Annotated in this window: 16 protein-coding genes and 2 pseudogenes; 15 read left to right on the forward strand and 3 right to left on the reverse strand. The window is 69.2% G+C overall.

Annotation, left to right across the window (positions count from 1 at the left end; genetic code table 11):
• The first annotated feature begins 59 nt into the window (after positions 1 to 59).
• The 3 genes from TY51_RS04785 (at position 60) to TY51_RS04790 (ending at position 2,023) form a co-directional block, all read left to right on the forward strand.
• Entirely contained in the window at positions 60 to 686 is a 627-nt protein-coding gene (locus tag TY51_RS04785) for a DUF1826 domain-containing protein (RefSeq protein WP_052649791.1), read from the forward strand.
• Between the two features lie 142 nt (positions 687 to 828).
• Entirely contained in the window at positions 829 to 948 is a 120-nt protein-coding gene (locus TY51_RS23170; protein ID WP_231558906.1) for a DUF6525 family protein, read from the forward strand.
• Positions 949 to 1,045: 97 nt separating this feature from the next.
• The gene (locus TY51_RS04790) at positions 1,046 to 2,023 is read left to right on the forward strand and encodes a zinc-binding dehydrogenase (RefSeq protein ID WP_042246578.1); all 978 of its coding nucleotides are present in this window, start codon (positions 1,046 to 1,048) and stop codon (positions 2,021 to 2,023) included.
• 4 nt (positions 2,024 to 2,027) lie between these two features.
• Here the strand turns inward: TY51_RS04790 and TY51_RS04795 are convergent, their stop codons facing one another.
• Both TY51_RS04795 and TY51_RS04800 read right to left on the reverse strand, forming a co-directional pair.
• Positions 2,028 to 2,384, reverse strand: a complete 357-nt coding sequence (locus TY51_RS04795) for a YigZ family protein (RefSeq protein WP_042246582.1) — start codon at positions 2,382 to 2,384, stop codon at positions 2,028 to 2,030.
• Complete coding sequence (locus TY51_RS04800; protein ID WP_042246617.1) at positions 2,384 to 2,800, reverse strand: Fur family transcriptional regulator; 417 nt, start codon at positions 2,798 to 2,800, stop codon at positions 2,384 to 2,386. Before TY51_RS04800 ends, TY51_RS04795 begins: the two co-directional genes overlap by 1 nt.
• A gap of 98 nt (positions 2,801 to 2,898) precedes the next feature.
• On the opposite strand from TY51_RS04800, the gene TY51_RS04805 reads away from it, so the two are divergent.
• From TY51_RS04805 to TY51_RS04825, 5 genes are all read left to right on the forward strand, one after another.
• Positions 2,899 to 3,774 (forward strand): metal ABC transporter solute-binding protein, Zn/Mn family, encoded by an 876-nt coding sequence (locus TY51_RS04805; protein ID WP_042246585.1) that lies wholly within the window; start codon positions 2,899 to 2,901, stop codon positions 3,772 to 3,774.
• A complete protein-coding gene (locus tag TY51_RS04810; RefSeq protein WP_042246588.1) occupies positions 3,767 to 4,630 on the forward strand; it encodes a manganese/iron ABC transporter ATP-binding protein in 864 nt (287 codons plus the stop codon). Before TY51_RS04805 ends, TY51_RS04810 begins: the two co-directional genes overlap by 8 nt.
• A 67-nt stretch (positions 4,631 to 4,697) precedes the next feature.
• Complete coding sequence (locus TY51_RS04815; RefSeq protein ID WP_042246620.1) at positions 4,698 to 5,558, forward strand: metal ABC transporter permease; 861 nt, start codon at positions 4,698 to 4,700, stop codon at positions 5,556 to 5,558.
• A complete protein-coding gene (locus TY51_RS04820; protein ID WP_042246590.1) occupies positions 5,555 to 6,370 on the forward strand; it encodes a metal ABC transporter permease in 816 nt (271 codons plus the stop codon). The genes TY51_RS04815 and TY51_RS04820 overlap by 4 nt, the downstream gene beginning before the upstream one ends.
• Positions 6,371 to 6,387: 17 nt before the next feature.
• On the forward strand, positions 6,388 to 7,683 hold the full coding sequence (locus TY51_RS04825) for a GH1 family beta-glucosidase (protein ID WP_042246592.1): 1,296 nt from the start codon (positions 6,388 to 6,390) through the stop codon (positions 7,681 to 7,683).
• Here TY51_RS04825 and TY51_RS04830 read toward each other — a convergent pair.
• On the reverse strand, positions 7,680 to 9,278 hold the full coding sequence (locus tag TY51_RS04830) for a GMC family oxidoreductase (protein ID WP_042246595.1): 1,599 nt from the start codon (positions 9,276 to 9,278) through the stop codon (positions 7,680 to 7,682). The genes TY51_RS04825 and TY51_RS04830 overlap by 4 nt on opposite strands.
• A 125-nt stretch (positions 9,279 to 9,403) precedes the next feature.
• Between TY51_RS04830 and TY51_RS22480 the strand changes: the two genes are divergently transcribed.
• The 7 genes and pseudogenes from TY51_RS22480 to TY51_RS04860 all read left to right on the forward strand — a co-directional run.
• Positions 9,404 to 9,568 carry a hypothetical protein gene (locus TY51_RS22480; protein WP_197054643.1) on the forward strand — a complete coding sequence of 55 codons (165 nt, stop codon included), beginning with the start codon at positions 9,404 to 9,406 and terminating at the stop codon, positions 9,566 to 9,568.
• Positions 9,568 to 10,748: pseudogene (locus TY51_RS04835) on the forward strand (VWA domain-containing protein). The gene TY51_RS22480 and the pseudogene TY51_RS04835 overlap by 1 nt, the downstream one beginning before the upstream one ends.
• A complete protein-coding gene (locus TY51_RS04840) occupies positions 10,745 to 10,981 on the forward strand; it encodes a DedA family protein (RefSeq protein WP_042246598.1) in 237 nt (78 codons plus the stop codon). The pseudogene TY51_RS04835 and the gene TY51_RS04840 overlap by 4 nt, the downstream one beginning before the upstream one ends.
• Entirely contained in the window at positions 10,981 to 11,325 is a 345-nt protein-coding gene (locus TY51_RS04845) for a DedA family protein (protein WP_042246601.1), read from the forward strand. The genes TY51_RS04840 and TY51_RS04845 overlap by 1 nt, the downstream gene beginning before the upstream one ends.
• Positions 11,326 to 11,330: 5 nt before the next feature.
• Positions 11,331 to 12,014, forward strand: a complete 684-nt coding sequence (locus tag TY51_RS04850) for a M48 family metallopeptidase (protein ID WP_042246604.1) — start codon at positions 11,331 to 11,333, stop codon at positions 12,012 to 12,014.
• 59 nt (positions 12,015 to 12,073) lie between these two features.
• On the forward strand, positions 12,074 to 13,237 hold the full coding sequence (locus TY51_RS04855; protein WP_042246607.1) for a hypothetical protein: 1,164 nt from the start codon (positions 12,074 to 12,076) through the stop codon (positions 13,235 to 13,237).
• Positions 13,234 to 13,419: pseudogene (locus TY51_RS04860) on the forward strand (cytochrome P450); the annotation flags it as partial. The gene TY51_RS04855 and the pseudogene TY51_RS04860, both read left to right, overlap by 4 nt.

Below are 13,419 nucleotides of genomic sequence, written 5' to 3' on the forward strand. Positions count from 1 at the left end.
CCCTGCCCGACCCCTTCCCCGCCTGGCGCCGCGCCGCGGAGGTCGCGGCATGAACCAGCGTGTCGTCCTGCGCCCTGCCCCCGCCCCTGCCACGGCGATCGAACAGCGGCCACGACCCCCGCGTGCTGGGGACCATCGCCCTGCCCGGCGTCGCGGTCGCGCTGTGGCAGCGGTTCACCGACGCGGCGTGGGCGAGGCCTGGCCTGGACGCGGCTGCGCCCGAACGCCTGCCCCGCCTGCGCCAGACCCTGCGCCCGCAGGACGCGGCGGCGGCCATTCGCGGCGCCTGCGACGCGGCGGCGCTGGCCGATTGCGACCATCGCCGGGCGCTGATCGACCATGTGGCCGACCTGACGCAGCACGCGGCGCGTCCCATGGGCGCGCTGCTGGTCACCCTGCGGGTCGAGGTCACGGACGGGCAGTCCTGTCCGAAATGGCATCTGGATGCGGTGCGTGCACGGCTGCTTTGCACGCTGCGCGGGGCGGGCACGCAGTTCGGTCCCGCCAGCGGCCCGGCGCAGGTCGACCGCATCCAGCAGATGCCCACCGGCACCGCGGCCCTGTTCCGCGGCCGCAACTGGGGGGCCGAACCGACCGGCATCCTGCACCGGTCGCCGCCCGCCATCCCCGGCCAGACGCGGCTGCTGGTGGTGGTCGATCCGGTGGACGAGGCCGCGTCATGCTGATGCGCCGCTGCGCCAACCTGGGCCGGACCGCACAGCGCCAGCGGCGGCGCACGCGCGACCCGATGGCGGCCTTTGACGCGCTGCCGCGCCGCTGCGCGCGTGGCTGGCGCGGGCCGCCCTGCCCTGGTCGCCCGCATCCTGCCTGCGCATCTGGCACAGGCAGCGGTCACGGGGTGCCACGACCGACCAGATCCTGGCCGCCCTGGACCGGGCCGAGGCACGTGCGCTGTCGCGCGAGGTTCCCGCCGAACTGGCCGCTTGACGCCGAGTCACCCTGACCTTGGTGGGCCGCCGGCACTGGCAACGGCGATGGGCAGTGCCTAGGTCCAGTCCAACGAACAAGACCGAAAGGATACCCCATGCGCAGTGTCACCCATGACCGCTTCGGCGAACCCGCCGCCGTGCTGCAATCGACCGACACCGATCGTCCCGCCCCGCAGGACGGCGAGCTGCTGGTCCGCGTCGTCCTGTCGCCCATCCACAACCACGACCTGTGGACCATTCGCGGCAATTACGGCGTCCGCCCCGACCTGCCCGCCACCGCCGGCAGCGAAGCCGTGGGTATCGTCGAGGAGACCGGCCCCGGCGTCGACCCCGCCCTGAAAGGCCGCCGCGTCGCCGTCGCGGGTGTCAGCGGGTCCTGGGCCGAATACACCATCGCCCAGGCCGCCGGCGCCATCCCCGTCCCCGACGAGATGCCCGACGAGGCCGCGGCCCAGCTGATCGCCATGCCGTTCAGTGCGATCACGCTGCTGGAATTCCTGCACGTGTCGCGCGGTGACTGGGTGATCCAGACCGCCGCCAACGGCGCCGTGGGCAAGATCATGGCCGTGCTGGCCCAATCGCGCGGCGTGCGCCTGCTGAACCTGGTGCGCCGCCCCGAGGCCGTCGAGGAACTGACCGCGATCGGCATGACCGACGTCATCTCGACCAGCGATCCGGACTGGGTGGCCAAGGCCCGCGCGATCGTGGGCAAGGACGGCGCCCGCGCCGCGGTCGATTCGGTGGGCGGCACGGTCGCTGCCGGGCTGGTCGACCTGCTGGGCACCGAGGGCCTGCTGGTCACCTTCGGCTCGACCACCGGAGAGGACCTGCAGCTGCCTGCCGGGCCGATCATCTTCAAGCATCTGTCCGTCAAGGGCTTCTGGGGCGCCAAGGTGATGCCCGCCACCCCGGCCGAGGATCGCCAGCGCATGTTCGGCGAGCTGATCGGGCTGGTGATGGACGGCAAGCTGGACCTGACCGCGGGCGGCACCTTCGGGCTGGACGAACCGACCCAGGCCGTGACCGCCGCCCTGACGCCGGGCCGCACCGGCAAGGTGATGTTCAAGCCCTGAGAGGCTAGCCCAGACCCGTCACGCGCAGGTAATGGCGCACCGCATCGGCGACATGCCGGAACCGGTCCCCGCCCAGATGCTTGCCGCCATACCAGCGCGTGACGATGACCACATGATCCTGCAGGCCGGCGCGGTCCAGCATCTGCAGGATCAACTGGCCCGCACCGCTTTCGCCATCGTCGTCCTTGACGCCCTCTCCGCCCAGGATGGCGGCCCAGCTGTGGTAGGTGGCCTTTTGGAACCGCTTGACCCGCGTCAGTTCTGCCAGCATCGCGGCCACGGCTGCCCGATCCGCCGCAGGCCCGCCCGATACGGCATAGCGCGACCCCCGGTCGCTGATGATCTTGTCGAACACCTGCATCAGCGGCGGCGCACGTACAGCTCCAGCCGGTGATGGACGATGTCGTATCCCATCTCGGCGGCGATCTCTGCCTGCAGGCGCTCGATCCGGTCGTTGGTGAACTCGACGACCTCGCCGCTGTCCACGTCGATCATGTGGTCGTGGTGGCGCTGATCGGCGGCCTCCCAGCGGGCGGGTTCGCCCTGAAATTCCAGCTTCTCGATCACGCCCTGCGCCTGCAGCGTCGTCAGCGTGCGATAGACGGTGGCCAGCGACACCCCCGCCCCTGCGGTCACCGCGCGGGCATGCAGTTCGGCCGCGTCGGGGTGATCCTCGGCCGCGGCGATCACGCGCAACAGCGCCGCACGCTGGCGTGTCACGCGCACGCCCGCCTCCCGCAGGGCCTGTTCCAAACTGTCCGCACGCTTGTCCTTCATGGACGACATTCTGCCGCAGCGGCCCTCCAGTTGCAACTGGTTCGCATCTCTTGACAGTTGCGAACGGTTCGCAGATAAGGGCGATAACGGAGGCTTTCATGTACCGATTCCTGACCCCCCTGCTGTTCCTGGTTCCTGCACACGCCCATGCCGACCAGCTGCAGGTCGCCACCAGCTTCACCATCATCGCCGACATGGCCCGCAACGTGGGTGGCCACCTGGCCGAGGTCGCCTCGATCACCCCGCCGGGGGCCGAGATCCACGACTATCAGCCCAGCCCGCGCGACATCATCGGCATCGCCGATGCGGACCTGGTGCTGGTCAACGGCATGAACCTGGACGGATGGGCGCAGCAGTATCTGGACCGCGCAGGCGACGTGCCGATCGTCGAGGTGACGGCGGGCATCGACCCCTTGCCGATCAGTGGCGGCGACTATGACGGACTGCCGAACCCCCATGCCTGGATGGCGCTGGATTCGGCGCAGATCTATGTCGACAACATCGCCGCCGCGATGGCCGCGGCCGATCCCGACAATGCCGCCGCCTATGCCGCCAACGCCGAAACCTACAAACAGCAGATCGCCGACGTCGTGGGCCCCCTGCGAGACGCCGCCCGCGCCCTGCCCGAAGACCGCCGCTATCTGGTGACATCCGAAGGCGCCTTCAGCTATCTGGCCCGCGACTTCGGCCTGACAGAGATGTACCTGTGGCCCATCAACGCCGAAGGCCAAGGCACGCCCCAACAGGTCCGCGCGCTGATCGACGCCATGCGCGACACCGGTGCGCCGGTGATCTTTTCGGAAAGCACAATCTCGGACCGCCCGGCGCGCAGCATCGCATCAGAGACCGGCGCCGAATACGGCGGCATCCTCTATGTGGACAGCCTGTCGGACGCGGACGGCCCGGTGCCGACCTATCTGGACCTGCTGCGGGTCACGTCGGAAACCATCGTGGACGCGCTGGCCGATGGCTGATCCCCACGATCCCCTGGGCATCGAGGTCAGCGACCTGACCGTCGCCTATCGCAACGGCCACCGCGCGCTGGCGCAGGCCAGCTTCACCGTGCCGCAAGGGTCGGTGACAGCGCTGGTCGGCGTGAACGGCGCGGGAAAATCGACGCTGTTCAAGGCGCTGATGGACCTGCTGCCGCACGCCACGGGCCAGGTGCGCATTCTGGGTCTGGCCGTCCGCCAGGCGCTGTCGCGCAACCTGGTCGCCTATGTCCCGCAGGCCGAGGAGGTCGACTGGACCTTCCCGGTGCTGGTGCGCGACGTGGTGATGATGGGCCGATACGGCCACATGGGCTTTCTGCGCCGCGCCCGCCCCGCCGACCGGCAGGCCGTCGCCGACGCGCTGGCCCGCGTCGGCCTGACCGATTTCGCCACCCGCCAGATCGGCGAACTGTCCGGCGGGCAAAAGAAGCGCGTCTTCCTGGCCCGCGCATTGGCGCAGGAGGCGCGGGTGATCCTGCTGGATGAACCCTTCACCGGCGTCGACGTGCAGACCGAACAGACGATCATCACCCTGCTGCGCCAGATGCGCGACGAAGGACGGGTGATGCTGGTCTCGACCCACGATCTGGGTTCGGTCCCTGAATACTGCGACCGCGTGGTGTTGGTCAGAGGAACCGTGCTGGCTTCGGGTCCGACGGAAACCACCTTCACCCCCGCCAACCTGCGCCAGGCCTTCGGCGGCACGCTGCGCCATTTCATGCTGGGCGGGACCGACCTGCATGCCGATGCCGATGCCCGCAATGTCGACGTCTTCACCGACGACGAACGCCCGCTGATCTTCTATGACGACCGTCCCCGCACGGGGGGCGGCGCATGAGCGTTTCTTCGTTGCCGAAATACCCTGCGGGGGTGCGGGGGTGCAAAACCCGCGCGCGCGACGCCCGATGATGGAACTGGCCCTTACCCCCTTCACCTATGGCTACATGACGACCGCGATCTGGGTCTCGGCCTTGGTCGGGGGCGTCTGCGCGTTCCTGTCGGCCTATCTGATGCTCAAGGGGTGGAGCCTGATCGGCGACGCGCTGTCCCATTCCATCGTGCCGGGCGTCGCCGGCGCCTACATGCTGGGCCTGCCCTTCGCCTTGGGCGCCTTCCTGTCGGGCGGGCTCGCGGCGCTGACCATGCTGTTCCTGAACACCCGCACCGGTCTGAAACAGGACGCGATCATCGGGCTGATCTTTACCGGCTTCTTCGGCATCGGGCTGTTCATGATCTCTCTGAACCCGGTCGCGGTGGATCTGCAGGCGATCACCATGGGGAACATCCTGGCCATCGCGCCGGGTGACGTGGTCCAGCTGGTGCTGATCTCGACCGTCACGCTGACGATCCTGCTGCTGAAGTGGCGCGACCTGATGGTGGTGTTCTTTGACGAGACCCACGCCCGCACCATCGGCCTGCACCCGAACCGCATGAAGGCGCTGTTCTTCACCCTGCTGGCGGCGTCCACCGTGGCCGCGATGCAGACCGTCGGCGCGTTCCTGGTCATCGCGCTGGTGGTGACGCCGGGGGCCACGGCCTATCTGCTGACCGACCGCTTTCCGCGGCTGATCATGATCTCGGTCGCCATCGGCACCACGACCTCGGCCATCGGCGCCTATGCCAGCTTCTTTCTGGACGGGGCGACGGGCGGCATCATCGTGACGCTGCAGACGCTGATCTTCCTGGCGGCCTTCGTCTTTGCTCCCACCCACGGGCTGCGCGCCACGCGCCGCCGCGCCCGTGCCGCGGTCGAGGGGCGGCCATGAACAGCCTGATCCTGCCCTTCACCTTTCCGTTCATGGCCGATGCCGCGATGATCGCGGTGATCGTGGCCATCCCGGCAGCGCTGCTGTCCTGCTTTCTGGTCCTCAAGGGATGGGCGCTGATGGGCGACGGCATCAGCCACGCGGTCCTGCCGGGCATCGTGCTGGCCTATGCGATGGGCCTGCCGCTGCTGGTCGGAGCCTTCGCGGCGGGCATGATCTGCGCGCTGTCGTCAGGCTGGCTGGACGCCAACAGCCGCATCAAGCCGGACACCGCGCTTGGCGTGGTGATGGCGGGCATGTTCGCGGTCGGGCTGATCCTGTTCACGGTCTTTCCACCGGGCGTGCACCTGGACCATATTCTGTTCGGCAACATCCTGGGCATCGGGCCGGGCGATTTCGCCCAGGCCCTGCCCATTGCCGCGGCGGTGACGCTGGCGCTTCTGCTGAAATGGCGGGACTTTGCGCTGCTGGCCTTCGATCCGGTGCAGGCGCGGGTGTCGGGGCTGTCGGTGGGCTGGCTGCATTACGGGATGCTGGCGATGATCGCGGCATCGGTGGTGGCGATGCTGTCGGCGGTGGGGATCATCCTGGCCGTGGGCCTGCTGATCGCGCCCGGCGCCATCGCATTTCTACTGACCCGCAGGCTGGCCGTGATGATGGCGCTGGCGACCGCCATCGCGACATTCAGCAGCCTTGCGGGCATCTGGGCCAGTTTCTGGCTGGACAGCGCGCCCGCACCGACCATCATCGTGATCCTGACGGCCATCTTCGTACTGGCCTTTGGCTGGCGCCAGCTGGCCCCCCGCACCTGACCGAACCGGAGACGCCCATGCTGCCGCCCCGCACCGACTTTCCCGCAGGTTTCACCTTTGGCGCCGCCACCTCGGCCTATCAGATCGAGGGCACGGCCGGCGCGGGCCTGACGCATTGGGACACGTTCGCCGCGACGCCCGGCAACATCATGGACGACAGCAACGGCAGCCGCGCCTGCGATCACCTGACGCTGTGGCCGCAGGACCTGGACCTGATCCGCGATGCGGGGTTCGACGCCTATCGGTTTTCGACATCTTGGGCGCGGGTGATGCCGGACGGCGTGATCGTGAACCCCGAGGGGTTGGATTTCTATGACAAGCTGGTCGACGGGATGCTGGAACGCGGGCTGAAGCCGTTCCTGACCTATCACCACTGGGACCTGCCCGCGGCCCTGTCGGCCCAGGGCGGCTGGCAGAACCGCGACGTGGCGCAGCGTTTCGCGGACCTATGCACCACGATCAACGCCCGCATCGGCGACCGCGTGGCCTCGGCCGCCACCCTGAACGAGCCGTGGTGCATCGCCTGGCTGTCGCACTTCATCGGCGCCCATGCCCCCGGCCTGCGCGACATTCGCGCCGCCAGTCGCGCCATGCACCATGTCCTGCTGGCCCATGGCACCGCGATGCAGGCGCTGCGCGCCGATGGCGCGTCGAACCTGGGCATCGTGCTGAACTTCGAGACCAGCCACGCCGCCGACACCACGCCCGGGGCCGAACAGGCGGCGGAAACGCAGGACGCGATCTATAACCAGTGGTTCATCCGCGCGCTGATGGGCCAGGGCTATCCCGATGCCGCGCTGGCCGGGATCGGACCGCACCTGCCCGACCGCTGGCAGGACGACATGGCCCTGATCGCGCAACCGCTGGATTGGCTGGGCGTCAATTACTACACCCGCCGCCTGTACACCGGCAACGACGGCTTGTGGCCCCACGCGTCCGAGGCACCCGGCCCCCTGCCCAAGACCCAGATGGACTGGGAGATCCGCCCCGAAGGGCTGACCGAGTTCCTGGTGCGCCTCAAGCGTGATCACACGGGCGACCTGCCCCTCTATGTCACGGAAAACGGCATGGCATCGGCGGTGCCGACCGACGATCAGGACCGCATCCGCTTTATCGGCGACCACCTGCGCGCGACCCGCGCGGCGATGGATCAGGGCGTGGACGTGCGCGGGTTCTTCTACTGGTCGCTGCTGGACAATTACGAATGGGGCTGGGGATACGGCCCGCGGTTCGGGCTGGTCCATGTCGATTACGACACGATGGTGCGGACCCCCAAGGCCAGCTGGCACGCATTCCGCGCGATGCTGACCTAAACCCCCAGCATCATCGCGGCCGCCTTGTGCGCGATCATCGTGACGGGCGCATGGGTGTTGCCCGACACGATGGCGGGCATCACCCCCGCATCCGCGATGCGCAGCCCCGACAGACCGTGCACGCGCAGTTGCGCATCGACCACGGCCATCGGGTCCGACCCCATCCGCGTCGTGCCGACCGGGTGGAAGATCGTGGTCCCCACCTCTCCGGCCGCCTGCGCCAGATCGGCGTCGCTTTGCAGATGCGCGCCGGGCTTGTGCTCTTGGGGCGCGAATTCGGCCATGCGGGCGGTCTGCATCAGGCGGCGCGCGTGGCGCAGGCTGTCGATGGCCACCTGCCGGTCGCCTTCGGTCGACAGGTATCGCGGCGCGATGGCCGGGGCGGCCCGTGGATCGGGCGCGGTGATGTGCACCGACCCGGTGCTTTCGGGCCGCAGGTTGCAGACCGACACGGTCAGCCCGGAGAAATCGTCCAGCGGGTCACCGAACTTGCCCAGGGACAGCGGCTGCACGTGATATTCGATGTTGGGCGTGTCGAACGCCTCCGACGATTTCGCGAATATCCCCAGCTGGCTTGGCGCCATCGCCATCGGTCCCGTCCGGCGCAGCGCGTATTCCAGCGCGATGCCCGCCTTGCCCCACAGCGTCCGCGCACGGTCGTTCAGCGTCCGCGCCCCGGTGATGCGGAACACCGTGCGCAGCTGCAGGTGATCCTGCAGGTTCTCTCCGACGCCCGGCAGCGCATGGACCGGCGCGATGCCCAAGGCCGCCAGCCGTTCCGGTTGACCGATGCCCGACAGCTCCAGCAACGCGGGCGAATTGATGGCGCCTGCGGCGAGGATCACCTCGCCCCGCGCGCGGGCCAGGCGGCGTTGGCCATGCTGGTCGAACAGCACGCCCGTGACGCGGCGGCCGTCTGTCTGCAGGCGCAGGACCTGGGCGTCGGTCTCGATCCGCAGGTTGGGGCGGCCGCGGGCGGGGTTCAGGAATGCCTTCCTCGCGTTCCAGCGGATGCCCTTGCGCTGCGTCACCGGGAAATAGCCGACGCCCAGATTGTCGCCCCGGTTGAAATCCGGATTGGCGGGCAGGCCCAGCTCCTGCGCGGCCTCGGCCACCGCATCCAGGATGGGCCAGCGCAGCCGCTGCTGTTCGACCCGCAATTCGCCTTGGTCGCCGTGGATGTCGCAGGCCGGCTCATAGTGGCGTTCGGTCGCGCGGAAATGCGGCAGCACGTCGGACCAGGACCACCCCGCATTGCCCATCTGCCGCCAGCGGTCGTAATCGGCCGCCTGCCCGCGCATGTAGATCATGCCGTTGATCGACGAACACCCGCCCAGCACGCGCCCACGCGGATAGTTCAGGCGGCGGCCGTTCAGACCGGGTTCCGGTTCGGTCTGATAGCACCAGTCCAGCGTCGGGTTGCCCATCGCGTACAGATAGCCCACCGGGATATGGACCCACAGTCGGTTGTCATGGCCCCCCGCCTCCAGCAGCAGGACCCGGTTCGCGGGATTGGCCGACAGCCGGTTCGCCAGAACGCACCCGCCCGAGCCTGCGCCCACGATGATATAGTCGTAATCCCCGAAATCCTGCATGCCGATCCTCCGTCCCCGGTGGCGACGCTAGTGGCACCGCCGCGCGGGGACAAGCGGTCGCGGTTGCGGGCGGGGCCGGGGCGGGGTATCTGCTGGTGGCCTTGGATGCCACGGGAAGGACCGTCATGATCGTCATCGCAGCCATCACAATCGGTGCAATCCTGGGCTGGCGCCGTGCCGGACAGCTGGGCGGCACCCGCGCGGACCGGATCCAGTACGCGATCGCCTTTGGGCTTGGCCTGGCCATGATCGGCGTGGTGGCCACGATCATCGTTCACCGGATGGCCTGATGTTCCTGCCCTTTCTGGACAATCTGCGCAGGCACGGGGTTCCCGTTTCCTGCGGGAATGGCTGGATCTGATGGAGGGCATGGGCGCGGGCCTGGACGGCATGACGGTCGAGGGGTTCCACGGCCTGGCCCGGCTGGTGCTGGTCAAGGACGAACGCCATATCGACCGCTTTGACCGCGCGTTTTCGGAAACGTTTTCAGGGCTTGAACAGGTCGATGTCGGCGACCTGCTGGACCGCCGCGCCCTGCCCGAAGGGTGGCTGGAGAAGCTGGCCGAAAAGCTGCTGTCGGACGACGAAAAGGCGCAGGTTCAGGGCCTGGGCAGCCTGCAGGCACTGATGGACACGCTGCGCAAGCGGCTGGCCGAACAGCAGGGGCGCCATCAGGGCGGCAACAAGTGGGTCGGCACCGCGGGGACGTCGCCCTTTGGCGCCTATGGCTACAACCCCGAAGGCGTGCGCATCGGCCAGGACGGCAGCCGCCACCGCCGCGCCGTCAAGGTCTGGGACAAGCGAGAGTTCCGCGATTTCGACGACACCGCCGAACTGGGCACCCGCAACATCAAGGTCGCGCTGAAGCGTCTGCGCCAGTGGGCGCGACACGGTGCCGCGGACGAGCTGGACCTGCCCGGCACCATCCGCGCGACCGCCGATCACGGCTATATCGACGTGCAGACCCGGCCCGAACGCCGGAACGCGGTCAAGGTGCTGCTGTTCCTGGATGTCGGCGGCAGCATGGACGACCACATCCGCGTGGTGGACGAGTTGTTCAGCGCCGCCCGCGCCGAATTCAAGCACATGCAGCACTTCTATTTCCACAACTGCCTGTACGAAGGCGTGTGGACCGACAACCGCCGCCGGTGGGACGCGCAGACGCCCACCTGGGACGTGCTGCACCGCTATGGCCGCGATTACAAATGCATCGTGGTGGGCGACGCCTCGATGTCGCCCTATGAGATCGCGGTGCCGGGCGGGGCCAACGAGCACTGGAACCCCGAATCCGGGCAGGTCTGGCTGCAACGGCTGGCCGGGGCCTGGCCCGACCATGTCTGGCTGAACCCGGTCCCCGAGGCGCATTGGGGATACACCCAGTCCATCGGCATGGTACAGCAGGTCTTTCCCGACCGGATGCTGCCCCTGACGCTGGACGGGCTGACGCGCGCCATGCGGTTGATGGGATGATCGCGGACCTGACCGCCCTGCTGCCCGTCTGGGGGCCGTGGCTGGTGGGGGCGATGGCGTTTCTGTCCTGCATGATGGTGCCGGTGCCGACCTCGGCGGTGCTAGTGGCGGCGGGGGCGCTGACCGGGACGGGGCATCTGGACATGGGGCTGATCTGGGTAGGCGCGGTCCTGGGCGCCAGCGCGGGCGACGCGGCGGCGTTCCTTCTGGCGCGCCGGATGCGCCTTGGCTGATGCGCGGCAGGCGCGGCGCGATCCTGGCGCGGGCGCAGGCACTGATCGCGCGGCGGGGTGCGTGGGCGGTGTTCCTGTCGCGCTGGCTGGTGACCCCGCTTGGGCCTGCCACCAACTATGTCGCGGGGGCCGCGGGCCTGTCGCTGGCGCGGTTCATGGCCGCCTCCGTTCCCGGAGAGGCGATCTGGGCCGCGCTGCACCTGGGTGCGGGCCATCTGGCCGGGCGCGGCTTTCGCGGAGAGGAGGCAGCGGCACTCAAGGCACTGGCTGCGGCCGCGGTGCTGGCTGCGGCGATATGGGCGGGGCGCAGGCTCTGGCATCGCGGACCGGGTGCGACCATATAGAGGGGATGATGCGTTATCTGCCCTTCATCCTGCTGGCGCTGTACCTGGTCGCGATGTGGTTCTTTTCCGCATGGCGCCTGCGGCAGGAGCTGAACCAGAAGGCCACGCCCCTGACCCATCCGCGCCTGACGCCGATGCTGGATCGGCTTGGCCGCGCGATGGACCTGCCCCCGATCCGCGCCCATGTCTATGAGATCGACCCCGTGAACGGCCTTGCCGCTCCGGATGGGCGCATCTTCCTGACCCGCGGCTTCCTGCGCAAGCTGGATGCCGACGAGGTCACCCCCGAGGAACTGGCCAGCGTCATCGCGCATGAGCTGGGCCATGTCAGCCTGGGCCATTCGCGCCGCCGGATGATCGATTTCGCGGGCCAGAACGCCATCCGCATGGCGCTGGCGGGCGTGCTGGGGCGGTTCCTGCCGGGCATCGGCACCTGGATCGCCAACCTGATCGCCACCGCCGTCGCCGCCCGCCTGTCGCGCCAGGACGAGTTCGAGGCCGACCGGTTCGCAAGCGCGCTGATGATCAAGGCGGGACTTGGCACCGCGCCCCAGAAATCGCTGTTTCTCAAGCTGGACCGCCTGACCGGCAGCGGCGGCGCCGGCGCGCCCGCATGGTTCCTGTCCCACCCCCCTGCCGCCCGACGCATCGCCGCGATCGAGGCGCACGAGGCCCGCTGGCGCGGCTGACCGGGTCTTGCCGTGGCGGCATTTCCACCTAAGGTGGTGCCGGACAGTCAAGGGCTCCCATGACCGCACCGTTCCGCCGCCACGTCCTGTACCTGCCGGGCTTCGACCCCATCCCGCCGCGCCGCTATCGCGAGCTGTACCGGCGCGAGGCAGCGGACCAATCCCGCATCTCCGGCCACCGGCTGCGCATCACCAAGGCGCAGGCGCAGGGCTTTGCCTGGGCCGTCCATGGCCGGGTCGAGGGTCGCGACACCACCACCGTGATCGAAGTCGCGCTGTGGTCCGACATCGTCCAAGCCTCGATGCGGCAGGGCATCGCGGGGACGTTCGCACAGCTGGCGCGGACGTCCTGGACCTATATCGCGACGGGCACCCTGTCGCGGCTGATGCGGCTGCGGCGCGGGCCGGTCATCGCGGCGCTGTATCCCATCGCGGTGCTGCTGGCGCAACTGGCGCTGGCTTTGCTGGCCGGGGGGCTGGCGGCGTGGGTCGTCGGCGGCTGGCTGGGCGTGCCCGTGGGGCTGGCGGTGGCGTGGGGCGTGCTGGTCCTGGGGCGGCGACTGGATCACCGGCTGTTCGCCTATTACCTGATGCATGACTATGCCTTTACCGCGCGGCACCGCGGCGCCTATCCCCCCGCGCTGGAGGATCGGCTGGACCAGTTCCGGGCCCGGTTGCGCGCGATCCTGGACGATGGCCCGGACGAGGTTCTGGTCGTCGGCCATTCCTCGGGCGCCTATCTGGCGGTGTCGCTGCTGGCGGACCTGCTGCGCGAACATGACGACCCCGGCCCGGCGCTGTCGCTGCTGACGCTTGGGCATGTGGTGCCAATGGCGGCGTTCCTGCCCGATGCCGGGCGGCTGCGCGACGATCTGGGCTGGCTGTCGCGCAGCGATGGGCTGTTCTGGCTGGACGTGACCGCGCCGGGCGACGCCTGCTGTTTCGCGCTGTGCGACCCGGTGGCGGTCTGCGGACAGGGCGGCCCGGATCAGCGCTGGCCGCTGGTGATCTCGGCGGCGTTCACGCACACGCTGTCGCCGGACCGGCAGGCCGCGTTGAAGAACCGATGGTTCAAGCTGCATTTCCAGTATCTGTGCGCCTTTGATCGGCCAGGCGATTACGACTATTTCGCGATCACCGCCGGGCCGCGGACGCTGGCGCAGCGGTTCGCCGGGCGCAAGCCGTCGCCGGGGCGGATCACCCGGCCCGTGGGCGCGCGGTGACGCCCCGGCCCCGGGGAGCGGAGGGGCGCGGCACCCTGCGCGGGCTGATCCGCGGGTTCAGGCGCGACCTGCTGGGCGCGCTGCCGGAACGGCTGTACGGCGCCTGGATGGCCGAATTCCGCAATCCGCTGATCCACAGCTTCTTCTGCAACGACCCGGCGCTGATCTGGCTGATCCTGCAG

The organism is Paracoccus sp. PAMC 22219, from assembly GCF_000787695.1.
Lineage (GTDB): Bacteria > Pseudomonadota > Alphaproteobacteria > Rhodobacterales > Rhodobacteraceae > Paracoccus.